Origin of the sequence: Kitasatospora sp. NPDC058965, from assembly GCF_042741245.1 — a bacterium.
Lineage (GTDB): Bacteria > Actinomycetota > Actinomycetes > Streptomycetales > Streptomycetaceae > Kitasatospora.
Genome location: NZ_JBHYKG010000071.1, coordinates 447 through 16,187 on the forward strand (window position 1 = coordinate 447; position 15,741 = coordinate 16,187).

The 15,741-nt window shown below is 72.5% G+C and carries 18 protein-coding genes and 3 tRNA genes; 4 read left to right on the plus strand and 17 right to left on the minus strand.

The window, feature by feature from the left end:
• Both ACFW1A_RS14680 and ACFW1A_RS14685 read right to left on the minus strand, forming a co-directional pair.
• Positions 1-1,932: DEAD/DEAH box helicase (locus tag ACFW1A_RS14680; RefSeq protein WP_380408850.1), on the minus strand; the 1,932-nt coding region annotated here is incomplete at its 3' end.
• A gap of 216 nt (positions 1,933-2,148) precedes the next feature.
• Positions 2,149-2,799, minus strand: a complete 651-nt coding sequence (locus ACFW1A_RS14685; RefSeq protein WP_380408852.1) for a hypothetical protein — start codon at positions 2,797-2,799, stop codon at positions 2,149-2,151.
• Positions 2,800-3,012: 213 nt separating this feature from the next.
• Here ACFW1A_RS14685 and ACFW1A_RS14690 point away from each other — a divergent pair, with 213 nt between their 5' ends.
• From ACFW1A_RS14690 to ACFW1A_RS14705, 4 genes are all read left to right on the plus strand, one after another.
• A complete protein-coding gene (locus tag ACFW1A_RS14690) occupies positions 3,013-3,354 on the plus strand; it encodes a metallopeptidase family protein (protein ID WP_380408897.1) in 342 nt (113 codons plus the stop codon).
• Between the two features lie 96 nt (positions 3,355-3,450).
• A tRNA-Glu gene (locus tag ACFW1A_RS14695) sits at positions 3,451-3,523 on the plus strand.
• 35 nt (positions 3,524-3,558) lie between these two features.
• Positions 3,559-3,632: transfer RNA gene (locus tag ACFW1A_RS14700), tRNA-Asp, on the plus strand.
• A 19-nt stretch (positions 3,633-3,651) separates the two neighbouring features.
• Positions 3,652-3,725, plus strand: a tRNA-Phe gene (locus ACFW1A_RS14705).
• An 86-nt stretch (positions 3,726-3,811) separates the two neighbouring features.
• Here the strand turns inward: ACFW1A_RS14705 and xerC are convergent.
• The 15 genes from xerC to ACFW1A_RS14780 form a co-directional block, all read right to left on the minus strand.
• Entirely contained in the window at positions 3,812-5,017 is a 1,206-nt protein-coding gene (gene xerC, locus ACFW1A_RS14710; RefSeq protein ID WP_380408854.1) for a tyrosine recombinase XerC, read from the minus strand.
• Positions 5,014-5,205, minus strand: coding sequence for a helix-turn-helix domain-containing protein (locus ACFW1A_RS14715; RefSeq protein ID WP_380408856.1), 192 nt, complete (start codon positions 5,203-5,205; stop codon positions 5,014-5,016). Before ACFW1A_RS14715 ends, xerC begins: the two co-directional genes overlap by 4 nt.
• Before the next feature lie 211 nt (positions 5,206-5,416).
• Positions 5,417-7,027 (minus strand): YfjI family protein, encoded by a 1,611-nt coding sequence (locus tag ACFW1A_RS14720; protein ID WP_380408858.1) that lies wholly within the window; start codon positions 7,025-7,027, stop codon positions 5,417-5,419.
• 148 nt (positions 7,028-7,175) lie between these two features.
• Positions 7,176-8,297: a bifunctional DNA primase/polymerase gene (locus tag ACFW1A_RS14725; protein ID WP_380408860.1), complete on the minus strand. Its 1,122-nt coding sequence runs from the start codon at positions 8,295-8,297 to the stop codon at positions 7,176-7,178.
• Between the two features lie 9 nt (positions 8,298-8,306).
• Positions 8,307-8,657, minus strand: a complete 351-nt coding sequence (locus tag ACFW1A_RS14730; RefSeq protein ID WP_380408861.1) for a hypothetical protein — start codon at positions 8,655-8,657, stop codon at positions 8,307-8,309.
• Between the two features lie 91 nt (positions 8,658-8,748).
• Positions 8,749-9,153: a hypothetical protein gene (locus ACFW1A_RS14735; RefSeq protein ID WP_380408863.1), complete on the minus strand. Its 405-nt coding sequence runs from the start codon at positions 9,151-9,153 to the stop codon at positions 8,749-8,751.
• Positions 9,154-9,172: 19 nt separating this feature from the next.
• Entirely contained in the window at positions 9,173-9,364 is a 192-nt protein-coding gene (locus tag ACFW1A_RS14740) for a hypothetical protein (protein ID WP_380408865.1), read from the minus strand.
• A gap of 198 nt (positions 9,365-9,562) precedes the next feature.
• Positions 9,563-11,614, minus strand: a complete 2,052-nt coding sequence (traB, locus tag ACFW1A_RS14745) for a plasmid transfer protein TraB (protein WP_380408867.1) — start codon at positions 11,612-11,614, stop codon at positions 9,563-9,565.
• A 132-nt stretch (positions 11,615-11,746) separates the two neighbouring features.
• Entirely contained in the window at positions 11,747-12,364 is a 618-nt protein-coding gene (gene traA, locus ACFW1A_RS14750; protein ID WP_380408869.1) for a plasmid transfer protein TraA, read from the minus strand.
• Between the two features lie 22 nt (positions 12,365-12,386).
• Positions 12,387-12,842: a hypothetical protein gene (locus ACFW1A_RS14755; protein ID WP_380408871.1), complete on the minus strand. Its 456-nt coding sequence runs from the start codon at positions 12,840-12,842 to the stop codon at positions 12,387-12,389.
• A 193-nt stretch (positions 12,843-13,035) separates the two neighbouring features.
• Entirely contained in the window at positions 13,036-13,257 is a 222-nt protein-coding gene (locus ACFW1A_RS14760; protein ID WP_380408873.1) for a hypothetical protein, read from the minus strand.
• 15 nt (positions 13,258-13,272) lie between these two features.
• On the minus strand, positions 13,273-13,629 hold the full coding sequence (locus ACFW1A_RS14765; RefSeq protein ID WP_380408899.1) for an RRQRL motif-containing zinc-binding protein: 357 nt from the start codon (positions 13,627-13,629) through the stop codon (positions 13,273-13,275).
• A gap of 44 nt (positions 13,630-13,673) precedes the next feature.
• The gene (locus ACFW1A_RS14770) at positions 13,674-14,012 is read right to left on the minus strand and encodes a hypothetical protein (RefSeq protein ID WP_380408875.1); all 339 of its coding nucleotides are present in this window, start codon (positions 14,010-14,012) and stop codon (positions 13,674-13,676) included.
• Positions 14,009-15,022 carry a hypothetical protein gene (locus ACFW1A_RS14775; protein WP_380408877.1) on the minus strand — a complete coding sequence of 338 codons (1,014 nt, stop codon included), beginning with the start codon at positions 15,020-15,022 and terminating at the stop codon, positions 14,009-14,011. The genes ACFW1A_RS14770 and ACFW1A_RS14775 overlap by 4 nt, the downstream gene beginning before the upstream one ends.
• A gap of 32 nt (positions 15,023-15,054) precedes the next feature.
• Positions 15,055-15,330: a hypothetical protein gene (locus tag ACFW1A_RS14780; RefSeq protein WP_380408880.1), complete on the minus strand. Its 276-nt coding sequence runs from the start codon at positions 15,328-15,330 to the stop codon at positions 15,055-15,057.
• Between the last annotated feature and the right edge of the window lie 411 nt (positions 15,331-15,741).

Here is a 15,741-nt window from a genome sequence, read left to right on the forward strand (position 1 = left end):
GTCGCCGAACGAACGGGCCGGACGGTCACCGAACGAACGGCGCTCGCCACGGTCACGGTCACCGAAGCCACGGTTGTCACGGTCCCGGTCACGGTCGCCGAACGAACGGGCCGGACGCTCGGTGCGGTCACGGTCGCCGAAGCCGCGGTTGTCGCGGTCCCGGTCGCCGAACGAACGGGCCGGACGGTCACCGAACGAACGGCGCTCGCCACGGTCACGGTCACCGAAGCCACGGTTGTCACGGTCCCGGTCACGGTCACCGAACGAACGGGCCGGACGGTCACCGTACGGACGGCGCTCGCCGCGCTCGCCGCGCTCCTCGCGCGCCGGGCGCTCGTTGCGCAGCTCCCGGTAGGCCGGCACCCGGTCCTCGCGGACCTCGCGGACCTCGGTCTCCGCAGCCGGAGCCTCGCCCTCGGCGACGGCCGCCGGGGCCTCCTCCTCGATGCCCAGCTCGGCCCGCTCGCGGGCGGCCCGGGCGGCCAGTCGGTCGGCCTCCTCGCGCAGCTCGGTCGCGCGGCGCTGGGCCCGCTCCAGGGTCTTGGCCAGCTCGGCCACCTCGCGCTCGGCCGCACCGGCGATGCCGGAGGCGCTCTCCGCCTGCACCTCGACCAGCGAGCGGGCGCCGGTGATCCGGGCCACCTCGGGGTCGAACGCGTGGTCCAGGATGTGGCGCGAGGCGTCCACGCCCGCGTCCTCCATCAGGCGGAACACGCCGCGGCGCTGGTGCGGCAGCACCAGGGTGACGACGGTGCCGGAGCGGCCGGCCCGGGCGGTGCGGCCGGAGCGGTGCAGGTAGTCCTTGTGGTCGCCGGCCGGGTCCACGTTGAGCACCAGGTCGATGCCGTCCACGTGGATGCCGCGGGCCGCCACGTCGGTGGCCACCACGACGTTGACGTAGCCGTCCTTGAAGTCGCCCAGCACCCGGGTGCGGGCGCCCTGGGTCATGCCGCCGTGCAGCGCGTCAGCCTTCACGCCGGCCTCGATCAGCTGCTCGGCGACCCGGTCCGCGCCCATCTGGGTGCGGACGAAGATGATGGTGCGGCCCTTGCGCGCGGCGATCGCGTTGGTGATCGGCGCCTTGTCCTTCGGCTTCACCACAAGGATGTGGTGGGTCATGGTGGTGACCGCGCCGGCCGACGGGTCGACCTCGTGGGTGACCGGAGCGTTCAGGTAGCGCTTGACCAGGCTGTCGATCTCGTTCTCGAGGGTGGCCGAGAAGAGCAGCCGCTGGCCGCCGGCCGGCACCTGGTCGAGGATCTCGGTGACCTCGGGCAGGAAGCCCATGTCGGCCATCTGGTCGGCCTCGTCGAGCACCGCCACCTGCACGTCGTCCAGCTTGGCGGAGCCGCGGTTGATCAGGTCGCGCAGGCGGCCGGGGGTGGCCACCAGGACGTCCACGCCGCGCTCCAGGGCGTAGATCTGGTTGGACATCGAGGTACCGCCGCAGACCACCTTGAGCCGCATGCCCAGCACCGAGCCGAACGGCTCCAGCGCGTCGGCCACCTGCATGGCCAGCTCGCGGGTCGGCACCAGGATCAGGCCGCGCGGGTGCTTGGCGCGGGTGCGCTCGCCGTCGGCGAGGCGGGTCAGCAGCGGCAGGCCGAAGCTGAGGGTCTTGCCGGAGCCGGTGCGGCCGCGGCCGAGCACGTCCTTGCCGGCCAGCGCGTCCGGGATGGTGGCGGCCTGGATCGGGAACGGGGTGGTCACCCCGCGCTTGGCCAGCGCCCGGACCACCTCGTCCGGCAGACCGAGGTCGCCGAAGGTGAGGGTGGGCTCCGCGGCCTCGGCGGCCTCGGTCGAGTCGGTGGCGACCGCGTCGGCGTCGGCCGAGTCGGTGGTGTCGTCGGTCAGGTCGGCCAGAGCGGCGTCGACCGTCTCGTCCTGGGCGTCAGTGGGCATGACGAAGCGGTCGTCGTCAACGAGAGACATGCAAAACCTTCCGGAAGTGGCACGCGCCAAAGTCCGGGGTTCTGAGTTACAACCGCCTCTGTGCGGTCAGCCACGGATCGCCGGAACGCGCCAAGGGCGCCAGATGAGAACAGGGCGCCAGTCAAATGGATCAAACGAACGATCTACCACCATAGCCGAGCCATCACTTGGCAGGCAAACCTGCTGGCTGACCGCCCTATTCCGAGGCAGGAACCACTAGTGCGGGGCAGAACCGGGGGCGCTGGCACCGCCTCCGACGAGGGTCGGCGCGGCGGTGGCGGACCCGGCCGGGGTGGGGGTCGGGTGCCCGCCGCCGGTGGGCTCCGCCGAGGCGCTCGGCTCCGGGGTGGGCACGGCGGTCGGGACGGCGGAGCCGTTGCCGCCGCCCGCGGACGGCGCGGCGCTCGGCCCGCGGCCGCCGCTGCTGACCGGCGGGGTCTGCTCGACCGGCCGGCCGGGCACCGCCACCACCGCGCCGGGCAGCGCGAGCGCCGGGGACGCCCCCGGGCTCGGGTCGTTCACCGGCGCGACCTGCCCGGCCTGCGCCGCGCCGGCGGTTCCTGACGCCCCCTCGGACCGCCCGGCACCGACCCGCTCGGAGCTGTGCCCGCGACCCGACCCGCCCGCCGGGCCGACCGGGCTGTGCCCGCTCGGGCTGGCCGTCCCGGAGGCGCGGCCCACCGGCTGCTGCCCGGTGTCCGCGCCGACCTCCATGCACCCGGCCGCGCTCAGCCCGGCCAGCGCCAGCACCGCGGTGCGCACCGCCACCGAGCGGAACACCGCCCCCCGCGCCGCCCGCGCCCGGCGGGCCTCGCGCACCCGCGCCGCCACCGACCCGCGCCGGGTCGGCCGCACCCGGGCAGCCACCCCGGACGCCACCCGACCGACCGCCCGCCCGTTCGCCCGCCCGTTCGCACCCGCCGGAACCATCCGCGCTGCCTCTTTCCGCCTCGCCCCACCCCGCCGCGCCGACCGGCGGCTCTTCCGCTGCCCAACGCCGCCACCGGCTCCGGGGACACGGCCGTGCGCGCGATTGCCTGGCGCACCCTCACCCGCCGCGGCGAGAATGGGTCCGTGGAGATGAGCCGGGACGCCTTCGAGTCGCTGGTGAGCGACGCCCTCGACCAGATCCCCCCGCAGCTGGCCGCGATGATGGACAACGTGGCGGTCTTCGTGGAGGACGAGCCCGACCCCGCCACCCCCGACCTGCTCGGCCTGTACGAGGGAACCCCGCTCACCGAGCGCGGCGAGTGGTACGCCGGGGTGCTGCCGGACCGGATCATCGTCTACCGCGGTCCGACCCTGCGGATGTGCCGGACCGAGGAGCAGGCGGTGGCCGAGGTCCGCACCACGGTGATCCACGAAGTGGCCCACCACTTCGGCTTCGACGACGAGGAACTGCACGAACTCGGCTGGTCGTGAGCCCGCTCGGCCCAAACCGTTTTGGCGATCCCGTCCGCATCCCATATGCTTCTCAACGTCCCCGACCGCTGGAGATCAGCCGGGCGGGCTACAAGCGCCCTCATCGTCTAGTGGCCCAGGACGCTGCCCTTTCAAGGCGGTAGCACGGGTTCGAATCCCGTTGGGGGCACGTAGTACAGTCGGAGCCGCAAGGTTCCGAAGCAAGGTCCTGTGGAGCAGTTGGTTAGCTCGCCACCCTGTCAAGGTGGAGGTCGCGGGTTCAAGTCCCGTCAGGATCGCTCGTCCCGCAAGGGATGCGGCCAGGTAGCTCAGTTGGTACGAGCGTCCGCCTGAAAAGCGGAAGGTCGCCGGTTCGACCCCGGCCCTGGCCACCCAGTCTGAAATGCAAAAAGCCCCCGACGGAGCATCCGTCAGGGGCTTTCTTGTTGCCCGGTACACCAACCGGTACGCCGATGGCTCAGCCGAGCGTCTCGCTCAGTGATCCGAGGGCCTTCCGCTGCTCGTCCAGCGAAGCGTGGGCATAGACCTTCATCGTCACCCCGATGTCGCTGTGGCCGGCGATCTGACGGACGATGTGCGGCGGGACCCCGAGGTCCAGCAGCAGGGTCACGCAGGTGTGGCGAAGATCATGGAATCGGAGAGTCAGGCCGAGCCGCTCCCGGAGCGGGTACCAGCTTCGTCGGAGGTTGTCCGGCTCGATCGGGGTACCCACCCGGCTGGTGAAGACCAGACCCGAGTCCTTCCACCGCTCGCCGGCCGCCACCCGCTCCTGAGCCTGACGCTCCTGGTGCTCCCTCAGGGCAACCAGCACCAGCGGCGGCAGCGGGAGCGTCCGGAGCGAAGACGCGGTCTTGGTCGGGCCAAGCTGCAGGGAGCCGTCCACCCGCTGCAGGTTGCTCGCCACGATCAGGGTCCCGCGCTCCAGGTCGATCGCGGACCAGTGCAGCCCGAGCAACTCGCCCCGGCGCATCCCCATGGCCAGGGCCAGCACGTAGAGGGCGTGCAGCCGGTCCTTCCCGGCCTCCCGGAGGAGCAGACGAGCCTGGGGCACCGTGAGCCCCTTCCCGGCGCTGTAGTCGGGCGTGGGGACCTGGACCAGCTTGGCCACGTTCCGGAGGATCAGCTCCTCCCGCACGGCGTTCTCCAGGGCGTTCCTGAGGACCGCATGGATCCACTGGACCATGCGCCGGGACAGCCGGTCCTCGCAGCACTCCCCCACCGCGCAGCACCGCGGCTCCGGCCGCTCCTGGTCTACCTTGTTCACGCAGCACTGGCAGGTGCTGGCGACCTGAGCCAGCCACTTCCGAACGTCGGTGGCCTTGAGCGTCCTCAGCTTCCGGTTACCCAGGCCCGGGACCAGGTGGACCCGGACCACGCTCTCGTAGCCCTGGTAGGTCTTCGGCCGGCGGTTGACCCTCACCACCGCCACCAGCCAGTAGGCCAGGTAGTCGGCGATCTTCATGTTCGTATCGGGGGTCGGGATCCCCTGGTCCTCCTGAGCTTGAAGGGCCGTCATCTTCTCGCGCACCTCGTCGCGCGTCTTGCCGTAGACCGAGACCCGCTTGATCTGGCCAGAGGTCGTGGTCACGTAGACCCGGCCGTGGTAGAGGTCCCGGTTCTTCATGCGGGTGATGCTTCCGTCGCCGTTGGCGCGCTTGGTCAAGGGGTGTAGCTCCTATTCCGGGTATGGAGGTAGGTGGCGAGGTCTTCGGCGTCGATGCGCCGGAGGCGGCCTTCTCGAAAGCTGGGGATCGTTCCGGACCGCAGGAGGTCGTAGACCTTGCTGCGGCTCATGCGGAGGGCGGCCATGACCTCGGGGACGGTCAGGGCTTGGGGGGTGGCGGTGGCCACGCTGGTCCTTCCTGACGCTACTGGGAGGGGTGAAAGCGTCAGGGATGTCAGGAGAAATCGCTGACCTGGGGTTTTGGCTCCTGACCTGGCGTCAGGGATTGTCAGGGATGTCAGGAGAAAGGCGAGTTCTCCTGACATCCCTGACATCTCCTGACGTGTAGTCAGGGGCTGTTTGTGCTGGTCAGGGATTTGTCCTGACATCCCTGACGGTTCAGGGGGCAGTCGGCTGTGCCGGGGTGTCGTTGAGCTGGGGGTGGACGTGGAAGGTCGGGGAGGCTTGGCGGCCGCGGCCGGCGGAGGTGGTGGTCTGGTTGCGCAGGTAGCCGTGCTGTTCGAGCAGGCGCAGGGCGGGTTCGACGTCGGCGACCTTCTTGAACCGTCGGGAGCAGGCGACCGCGTCGTATGCCTTGATCTGCTGGCGGTGGGTGCCGTCCTGCTTGGGGCGGCGCAGCCAGTCGAGGATGGCCTGTGCGTCGTCGGTGGCCGGGTCGGCGGCGATGAGGTCGAAGACCGCCAGGGTGTGGGCGGTGTAGTAGTCGGCGATCTTCGCCGCGCGGGTGACCGCGTCCGCCTCGACGGGTTGTCCCCAGTCTGTGGATACCCGGTCGGCCAGGTGGAGGAGGGCGGCGATGCGCACGGTGTGGCCGACCAGCTTCCCGGCCCACTCCTTGATGTGGGACAGCGGCTGTTCGGGGCGCAGCTGCAGTTCGAGCCGGTCCTGCAGCTTCTCGACTTCGAGGTCGGCGGCCGGGGTGAGCGGGACGGTGACGGGTTCGGGCAGGGCGGTCAGGGTGTGCACCAGCAGGGACAGGCGGCTCTCGTAGGTGTTGGCGACGGCTTCGGGGATGGGGGCGGTGCGGGTGCGGCGGTAGCCGAGGTTGGAGGGCGGCAGCGCGTACAGGAAGCGGGCCAGCAGCCCGCGGTCCCGCGCGCCAGGGACAGAACCGAGGTCCTGCAGGACGGCGGGCTGGGGGGTGACGCCGATGGTGAGGGCGGGCTTGTCGACGGTGGACTGTTCGCGGCTGATCCGGTCGGGCTGCAGGCGCTCGCCCTTGTGGCCCTTGAGGAACACGCCGAGGTTGGGCTTGCTGCTGTACCGGCCAGCGATGACGTCAAACAGGTCACCTTCGGGGGAGAGCGCGGCCAGGCAGCGGTGCACGGACAACTGCTGGGTGAGCGACTCGGGCGTGATGTCGTCGGAGACGGTCAGCCGCGGGATCGGCGGGACTTTGATCTCCTCGGCGAGCATCCGTGCGGAGGCAATCTCGATCGCGATGGCGGTGCGGTCGATGTTCTCCCCGGGCTTTCGGGCACGGGCCATGAGAGCGTCGACCTCGGCCTCGGCGGCGTCTTTGGCGGCCTGGGCCTCGATGATGCGGCTGCGGGCGGCGGCCTTCATGTCGTCCTCGATCCGGTAGACCGGATCGGTCATGGCGGCGAAGACGTCGGACTTGCGGCTGGCGGGCGGCATCGCGCACACCAGGTAGAGGTTGGTCTGCTCGCGCCAGCCGGGGCGGATCTCGGCGTGGACGCGGCCGCCGGCGGCGGTGGCGAGCGCGGCCAGTGCCATGGTGGCGGCCATGTCGGGCGGGGTTTGGGTGAACTCGGCCACCGCCTCGACTTGCCGGCGGACCCAGTTGGGCAGGGCCTCGGTCGGGAAGGTCGGAAGGGTGGCGGAGGAGTCGAGCGGGATGGGTGCGTCCCACGCGGTGGCCGGGTCGGTCGGGGGCACCAGGGCGGTCCACTCCTCGTCGCCGAACAGGCTGGTCACCGTCGCCGGGGCGCTCTGGTCGGGGCTGGGCTGGGGCCGGGGAACGGGCACAGGTACTCCTTCGGTGCGGCGGGGCAGGGGGGCAAGGCGGGGCGCGGGCCGGGCCGGGCCGTGCGAGCAGGGCAGGGGTGACGCGGGGGCGGGAAAAGCGCTGTTTCCGCCCCCACATCGGGCCACGTAGGTGATCAGGGCCAGGTGGTCAGTGGGCGGCGCGGGCGAACCCGGAGCGGATGGTGCGCTCGCAGGTGCGCGCGTCCAACCCGGTGGACAGGCCCGCACTCATGAGCGCCTCGAACGCCACGGACTCGGCGAGGGTGCCGGCGGCCACGTGGCGCCCGACGGTGGCCGAGCAGGACCACAGGCGGGTCTTGCGGCCGGGCTGCTTCTGGGCCCGGATCTTGTCCCCCTCGCGGGTCAGCACCGCGTCGTTGTAGGCCCCCTGGGCCCGGACCCGCTCACGAAGCACGGCCGGGTCCGGCAGGGCCACCGTGGTGACCGTCCGAGGCCCGGCGGTGAGCAGGGCCAGCAGTGGTGCGGGCAGCGGGGTGATGGTGTGCGGGTCGCTGCCGGGGGCGAACCGGTACTCCCCCGCGGTGGTGCGTGAGCCGGGTCCGACCAGCAGGCCGGCGGTGCCGCGCACGTCGATCCCCGGGCCGAGCTTGCTCTGTGAGTTGGGGATGCGGGTGCCGGGCGGGGCGGTGAACCACAGGTGCCAGCCGCCGGAAGGGGTGGCCACGGTCGTGGTGGGCGGGATCTCGAACCCGTGCTGCTCGGCCAGGGCCCGGAAGTTGGCGGGCCCGTCCTGGCCATGCTTCACGTCCAGGTCGATGCCCACCAGGTGGTGGGGTTCCTGGCCGCAGGCGATGCCGTAGGCGGTGGCCCAGGGGGCCGCCTCGAACAGGGCCTGCAGCGTGGTGGGGTCGGTGGTGGCGTCGTGGACGCCGTGCCCGAACCGGCCGCACTCTCCCCGGCAGGTGCGGTTGTCGGGGTGTGGGCTGGGGATGGCCGGCCGCTTGGTGCGGCCGAGCGGGAACACCGGCATCCCGTGGCTGAGCGCGGACAGGGCCACGGCGGTGATGCGGTGCCACTCTTTGGAGTACAAGGGCACCTCCTCCTCGGAAGCAGAGGGAGTGGGCAGTGCGAGCAGCCCGGAGATGTCCGGGGTGCTGGGCTGTTGGTCGGTCAGGTGCTGCTCGGCGCAGACCTTGTGGGAGGGGCGGCGCTGCTCGTCGCGCAGCGGGGTGGGCTTGCCGCACCAGCGGCACGGCAGGTCCCGGTACGGGTCGAAGTGCTTGGCGTCGCGCCAGTCGAGGAGCGCCACGGCCGCCTACTACGCGACGGCGTTCCACTGCTCCCAGCTGCCCAGGCCGAGCAGCGGGATCACGGTGGCCGGGTGGCTGCCGGGCTCGGGGCGCTCGAAGACCTGCGGGTAGTGCTCCCAGCCGTCAGCGCACTCGCACTCGGGGTCCGAGCAGGCGACCAGCCGCACGTGCACGTGCTCGGGCGGACGGGGCGTAACCGGCAGGTCCCGGCCCCACATGGTCCGCACGTGGCGGCTGACGGCGGCCAGCGCTACGCGGGACGGGACGTGGCCGGGCAGGACGAGCGCGAGCGTCTCGTCCTCGGTGTTCCACTCCTCCACGGCCAGGCCGCGGTAGGAGGCGCTGGTGCTGGTGGTCATGGTGCGGGCTCCCTCCGGGCTGGACGGTCCAGCTCCCCTCACCACCCACCCGCAGCGGGGGTGGGTGGATCGGGCAACCGCCGTACAGCACTCAGCGGTTGCGGTTGGAGACGTTGACGCTGACGTTCACCGCGCCCCGCCCGCCGCCGCTGTGGTTGGACTTGAGGAGCCAGGCCAGGGCCAGGACGGCCGCGAGCAGCCCGAGTCCGGTCGTGGCGGCGGCCAGCGTCTGCAGCAGGAAGCCGAGCCCCACCCCGGCCGCGCCAATGCCGACACCGCCGGCGGCCAGGCGGGCGGGCCACGGGTCCCGAGCGGGCGGCATGTTGAGCGGCTGGCTGGGCAGGTAGGGCGGTCCGGGCTGGACCAGGACCGGGTGCGGGGCGGGCTGGTAGGAGACCAGCGGGGCCGTGTAGGTGGTGGGTTGGGTGAGGTAGAAGGGCTGCCCGTCGGCGGTGTAGCCGATGACCGGCGGGGCGGGCTGGTGGGGCTGGTGCACGGCGGGCTCCGTTCGGTGGTCAGTGGATGTGGGCGATGGCAGTGAAGGCGGCGGCCAGCAGGTGGTTGATCGGGCTGGACAGGCCGGTTCCGGCGACGGTGAAGCCGGACAGCCACAGCCCGGCGGCGGGCAGCACGGTGACGCGTCCGGAGCGGACGATCAGGAAGGCGATCACGGCGAAGACGAGCGCGGAGGAGGCGGTGAGGATCACGGCGGCAGCCCTTTCGGCGCCCAGGACGCGGTGTCCCGGGCGCGGTGGCGGGTCGTCAGACAGGTTTCGGGAGGGTGCGTCAGGGGCGTCAGGTCGGCCCGTCAGACGCCTCCGACGGGCCTCGCGCATACGCGTTACCTGGGGAAATGGGGCCGATCGGCGTCAGAGGCGTCTGACGCGTCAGAGCCGTCAGGAGCGTCAGGCCGCCCGGCGGTCCTGGGGGACGATCTCGTACCGGCCGGTCTCGCTGGTCTCCCGCAGGCGACCGGTGGCGACCATCGCGGCCACCTCGCCGGAGACCCAGCCCCGGGACCGGTGGAACCGGTCGCAGTACTCCATGAAGTCGGCCGGGGCCACGTGGGTGAAGCCCTGGGCCTCGAAGTCGTCCAGCAGCTCGGCCATGATCTGCTGGGCCTCGGCCTTGCTCGGCTTGCTGCGCGGCGGGATCTCCGGCGGAGCGATCTGCACCACCTGTTCGACCGGGGGCAGTTCCTCCTCCGGGTCGATCCACCCGTCCGTCTCGTCGTCCGCGCCGCCGCTGGGGTCGTAGTCGTAGTGCACCGCTTCCTCCTGGTCCTGGTAGACGCTGACGTCGTCCTGGCCACCGCCGGCGGGCAGGTTGGGCAGGGGGTAGCGGGTGCGGTCAGTGAAGGCGGGGCCGGCCGCAGTCGCGGCAGCCTTCGCGGTCACCGGGTCGCAGACGGCCCGGATACCGGCGAAGTTGACGACGGCCCAGGTCATGGCGTCCACCGGGGTCAGGTACGCCCGGCCGGGGGTGGCCCAGAACGTCTCGGGGATGCCGTTGGCCACCAGGTAGGAGTAGCCGGGCTTCTTGTCCCGCCACGTCTGCGGCGCGGCCCCCGCGTCCAGGGCCTCATCGGGGAGCGCGAACGTGGCGTCCCGGTCGTCCCGGAGCCCGAACACCCAGGACGAACCGAGGGAGGCACGGGTGTCGGTGCTGATCTGCGACCCGGACGCGCGCTGCAGCGAGACCACCAGGGTGATACCGGCGGAGCGGGCTTCCTGGGCGATGCCGGTGAACACGTCGTCGTCGGTCTCGCGGATGGTCTTGGCGGCCTCCTCGAACCAGGCGAGCAGGTACGGCATGCCCGGGGACCCGTCCGCCTGCGTCTCGGCGCACCCCGGTTCCCACTGCTTGTAGCCGTACTTGGCCAGCCACGACGTTCGGGCCGGGATGACCGCCTTGAGCGCGGTGATCATGGCGCGGGTGTCGTCCATGGTGAGCGCGGCCCAGTCGATCGCGGGCAGCAGCGGCCCCAGCGTCTGCTCGGCCTTGGCCGGGTCAGAGGCCCACACGATCACGTCGCGGCGGGTGATGGCCTCGGTCAGGGCGGTCAGGCCGCCCTCGGACTTGCCCGAGCCGGTCATCCCCATGATGAGCAGGTGCATCGCGTTGCGGCCCGCGTCCGGGTCGCCGGGGAAGAACATCGCCATGTGCGCGCCGTCCTCGTAGATCCCCAGGTGCACCGGGTCAGCAATCGACCCGCCCGGGTACGACGGGCCCTGGTACGGGACACCCGCCTTGAGCAGGTCGTTCGGCACCACGGTCAGCTGCACTCGGGACGAGTCGTCCGCATCGGGCAGGACCCGGACCGCATTCTTGGCGACCCGCAGTGCCCCGGCCAGCTTCGGCATCGCCTTCGACACGTCGTCCGGGGTCAACTCGCCCGGGGGAAGCTGCAGATCGAACGTCGCCTTGTTCGGCTGGACCGCGGCCGAGCTGACCAGGGTCTTGGCCAGGCCGACCTTCTCCAGCAGCCCCTTGTCCTCACTGCCGCCGGTGCCTTCGGGGTTGACTCGCAGCAGCTGGCGGATGTTCCACGTGGCGGCCAGGGTGGGGGCGCCGATCAGGTACAGGCTCGGCAGCGGGCCGGCCCACGGTCCGGCCAGCGCCGCGGCGGTGAACCAGGCGGTGGAGGCGGCAACGGTGATGGCCGAGTGCAGGCGGCGCTGCTGGCTGGTGGGCTTGCCCGCCCACCAGGTGGCGGCGGTCAGGCCGACCGAGGCCAGGGTCAGGCCGGCGGACGCGGCGGCTGAGCCGGACCACATCCAGTGGGCGGGCAGGGACAGCAGCCCGGTCCCGCCGGCGAGCAGCCACGGCGGCAGGTAGGGCTTGGCGCGGTGCAGCAGGTACTCGCCGACACCGCCGGCGTGCTGGTTGGGGTCGAGCAGGAGCTGAGTGCCGTTCCCGGAGTCGATCCGGACCGGCATCTGCTGGTGACGGGACACGGGGCTACCTCCCAGGGAAGCCAAGAGTGGAAGGGGAGGGGCCCGGCCAGAGGTGGGGAACGCCACCGCAGCCCAACCGGCCGGCGCCGGGGCGGGTGCGGCGCGCCCCGCCCCTGGCCGGGGAAAGGGCTGTCAGCCGTTGAAGTCGAACCGGCGGCGCGGGGCCTGCCCGCGGTTCGCCACGCGGGACAGCTCGGGGTCGTACTCGCGCTGGAACGCGGCGTAGGTGCGGGCGATGTTCGCCGCGCAGTCCTTCGCGTCGTCGGCGGCCTTCTTCAAGTTCTTCGCCACCCGCCGGGCCCGCATCTGCGACCCGAACGCGTGCCCCTGCGGGTCGGGGACCTCCTTGAGTACGGCCGCGAGCAGCTCGTGCGCCATGGCCAGCTGGAACGACACCTGCACCAGGATGGAGCGGCCCTGCTCGCAGTAGTTGCGCACGTCCGCGTTGGTGAAGAACTCCGGGTCCGCCAGCGGCGAGTAGGTGTTCCCGCCGCCCGCGCCCTGACCGCCGCCGTGGCCGATACCGCCCGACCCGCCGGCCGACCCGGCGCCCGTGCGCTGGCCGCCGATGGGACCGCTGTTGCCCTGGCCGGTGCCGCGCACCCGACTGGTGGAGCGGGTGTACTGGAAGTAGTAGTTGTTCCCGCCGCCCGCGCCGGAGTTGGCGCCGTTCTGGCGGGTCTGCTGCTGACGGCCCGCGCTGTCGGTCCCGTTGGACCACTGCCGGCCGTTGTTCGTCGGAGTGCTCATCTGTGCTTCTCCTTAGGGGAGTTCAGTCCTGGACGGGCAGGGCAGACGAAGCCGCCGGGACCGCGTCCTCGGGCGCGGCGGGCTGGGTGAGCGGGACGGCGGCCAGCTGGCGGTGCTGGTGGCGGCGGTGCAGCCACATGGCCTGGCCGGTCGCGGTGCCGACCAGCCAGGCCACCGCCAGCGGCGCACTGGCCGGACCGAAGGCACAGACCCCGGCCATCCACGCGAGCACCCCGCAGCCGGCGGCCACCAGGGGCCGCGCCTTGCGGAGCCGCTTGCGCTGGTGGGCCAGGGCCGGGCGCCGCAGCGCCACCGCCCACCCGGCCGGCACCAGCACGGCCAGCGTGCCCAGGGGCGCCCAGGCCAGCGGCAGTGCGGCGCCGAGTGCGGCGGTGGAGACGTACAGGCCAACCGCCGCCCAGCTGGGGGCCATCGCGGCGCGGGTGCGCCACAGGCCCCGGGCAGTGGCGGCAGCCACCTGACGGCCCAACGTGGGCCGGTAAGGGGCGACCACCACGACCGGGGCAGTGCCCCGACCGAGGTCGATCACCTGCGCGACCGGCCCCGGACGGCGCCGACCGCGCTGACGCGGTATCTGAATCGTGGAACGGGAACGCACTGCGGTACTCCGATCACGGGGGAAATGCCGGATTTGCGAGGAAGGGGGAGGGTCAGCCGTTCATGGCCGGCCCGATCAGGGCGGCGGTGCGGGCCAGGTCGGCGAAGACGGCGGCCAGGTTGGTGCGGGCCTGGGCGATGGCCAGGCACTTCGCGGCGTGGTCGGGGCTGGCGATCGTGCGGGCGATGGTGATGCCCTTCTCGGCGGCGTCGGCCAGGCCGAGAGCGGTGGCCAGCAGGACAGCCGGGGTCGGCGTGTCGTGGTGCTCGGTCATGGTGAGCCCGCCCTTTCAGGCAGCGAAGTTGAAGGGTTCGAAGTCGGCGGCGGTCCACCCGTCCGCGCACGGCACGCAGGTGCCGACCGAGACGGGCAGGACGTATCCGGCGTCGCGTCCGCACTGCGGGCAGGTGCGCCGGGCGCGGTTCGCCGCGGCCAGCGCGGCCCGCTTGCGCTCGGTCATCGGCCCGACTGGCTTGGCCAGGTCCAGCCGGTACAGGAACGCGAACATCGGCTCGCCCCGGCTCAACCGGGAACGCCAGCCGACCTGGGCGGCAACGTCCTGCCCGCCCGGCCGCAAGCCTCGGGCGCGCAGTTGGCGGCGCGTCAGCAGTCCCTCGGGGGCCAGCTTGCGCGGGTAGGTCGGCATGCCGCCGTGCCGGGCCCCGGTCGGGTCCCAGAACTGGCCGCGGCTCACTGCTCAGTGCTCGTGTCGTCGTCGGGCAGCGTGTGGAAGCCGGTCAGCTCCACCCGAACCCCGGCGAAGCGGGTCTCAGCTCGCAGGGTGTAGAGCTGGCCGGACGTGCGGTCGGCGATGGTGTCCGGGTCGATGTCCAGGGCCTGGCGCCACTTCTCGAAGCCGGACAGACCCCAGTGGATCCCCAGCCGCAGCCCCCACACCTCCCGGTCGTCTTCGGGCGAGTACATGAGCGCCAGGTCCAGTGTCGGGGCGGGCAGGCCCGAGTGCCGGGTCAGCAGGGCCATCGCCGCCCCGGCGGCGTTGATCTGGTCAGCGGCGGTCTGGGCGGTCACGACGCGTCCTCCTCGTCCGCCGGCAGGGCGTGCAGCCGGTTCGGGTGCTGCTGGTCGAGCTGCTTGTAGACCCGGCCGACGTAGGACGGCGCGCGCTGGGCCCGGCGGGCGGTCTCGCGCTGGCTCCACCCCAGACGCCAGCCCTCCTCGATCACCCGCGCGGCCTCCTCCGTGCTCAAGACCACCGCCGGCACGTCGTCCTCCGGCGCCGCGTCCTCAGCGGTGGGCGGCTCTGGGGCGGGGGTGGGCAGCGGGTGCTCACCGGCGGGCACCTCGGTGGGCAGCAACGCCGCTGCGGTGGGCGCCGGGGACTCCGGAACGCCGCTGCCGGACGCGGTCGGCGGGGCGACCGGCGCCGTGGTGGGCACCTCAGCCACGAGAGTGGGCAGTGCGGTGGGCGCCAGGGTGCCCACCCCCTCCGCGAGGGGGACCGGGACCGGCCCGGCGGGGCTCGGATCCGGCTGTCCGAGCCAGGTCGGCGCGGCCGGTTCCGGCGCGGTGGGCACCTGGGTGGGCGCCGGGTGGGCAGTGGTGGGCACCCAGGGGGTCACCGGCTGCCCGACCGGTTCCGCGGCCTGGCGGGCGGCGGTCTGCGTCAGGTGGGCCAAGGCCCGCCGGTAGGCCGGACCGGCCTCGGCCACCAGCAGCAAAAGCAGCGGCGGAATCAGGTGCACCACCACGCCGACCACGTCTTTCGCCAGCGCGGACGCCCCGATGTTCAGCCACACCGTGGCCAGCCCGGTCACCCACCGAAACGCCGCCGGCCACCGCCCGCCACTCACCCCGTAGCGGGCGAGCGTGCTGTCCGCCTGCAGGCTCAGGATGAAGCAGCCGTCCGCGGCCAGGGCCATCACCGGGCCGGTTCCCCAGCCTGGGGAGTGGTGGGCGATGAAGGGGGCAGCGGTGGACATCGACACGATGACCACCGCACCGGTCACCAGCCAGGTTCCGGTGCTGATCACCAGCGAGGTACGCCGAACCTGGGCGGGGGTGGGCACCTCGGTGGGCACCCGGTGTACATCCCGCCCACCCCGGTGGGCGCTCACGCCGCCACCGCCGACCACTGCGGCCGTCCACCCGCCCGCCGGCGCCGCAGCGGCACCGCGGCCAGCTTCATCAGGTCGGCCGCGAACGCCGCCGCCTCGGGGTCCTGCTCGGCCAGCTCGGCCCAGATGTCCCGGGCCGCATCCGTACGCGCCGCCCACTCCTGGGCCGTCTCACCGGCTTTGCCGGCGAACAACTCCAGGTCCACGCCGAACGCCAGCTCGGCGAACTCCAGCCGCGTTACCGCGTGCTGGCCTGCAACAATCGACTTCATGGGTCTACCTCTTCTGCTGTCGTAGGTCGGTCCGAAGGGGCCCGTCGCGCGCCCGGCCAAGGAATGCGCGACGGCCCCGCCCTCGGGCCCTGACCACTCGTCACGTCACGAGCAGCCATGCACCCCGACCCACCGCCCACGGCGGGGGCGGATCGGGGCTCAAAGTCACTCGTTACACGCGAACCGTCGCCGTGTGTCACAGCGTCGGCCCGCAGTGGCCGCCCTCATTTGGTAGGCGCGGGCGGCCTGATCTTTCGATCTCGTGCCATCCCGCTGCCAAGGTGCGGGTTACCTCGGCCCGATCTGTCCCGGGCCCCTTCGCTCTGGGTACGGCTAGCCGTCCATTCACGAGCGCATTCGTGCAGGTCAGAGCAGCCCAAAGAAGGGCCACCTTCCAGCGACCTTCCGCCG

What these genes read in the sequence shown, in the direction of transcription:
- ACFW1A_RS14765 (WP_380408899.1), bottom strand. Translation starts at nt 13,629, where the DNA reads ATGCCGACCTACCCGCGCAAGCTGGCCCCCGAGGGACTGCTGACGCGC.
- ACFW1A_RS14730 (WP_380408861.1), bottom strand. Translation starts at nt 8,657, where the DNA reads ATGACCACCAGCACCAGCGCCTCCTACCGCGGCCTGGCCGTGGAGGAG.
- ACFW1A_RS14760 (WP_380408873.1), bottom strand. Translation starts at nt 13,257, where the DNA reads ATGACCGAGCACCACGACACGCCGACCCCGGCTGTCCTGCTGGCCACC.
- ACFW1A_RS14690 (WP_380408897.1), top strand. Translation starts at nt 3,013, where the DNA reads ATGAGCCGGGACGCCTTCGAGTCGCTGGTGAGCGACGCCCTCGACCAG.
- ACFW1A_RS14780 (WP_380408880.1), bottom strand. Translation starts at nt 15,330, where the DNA reads ATGAAGTCGATTGTTGCAGGCCAGCACGCGGTAACGCGGCTGGAGTTC.
- traA (WP_380408869.1), bottom strand. Translation starts at nt 12,364, where the DNA reads ATGAGCACTCCGACGAACAACGGCCGGCAGTGGTCCAACGGGACCGAC.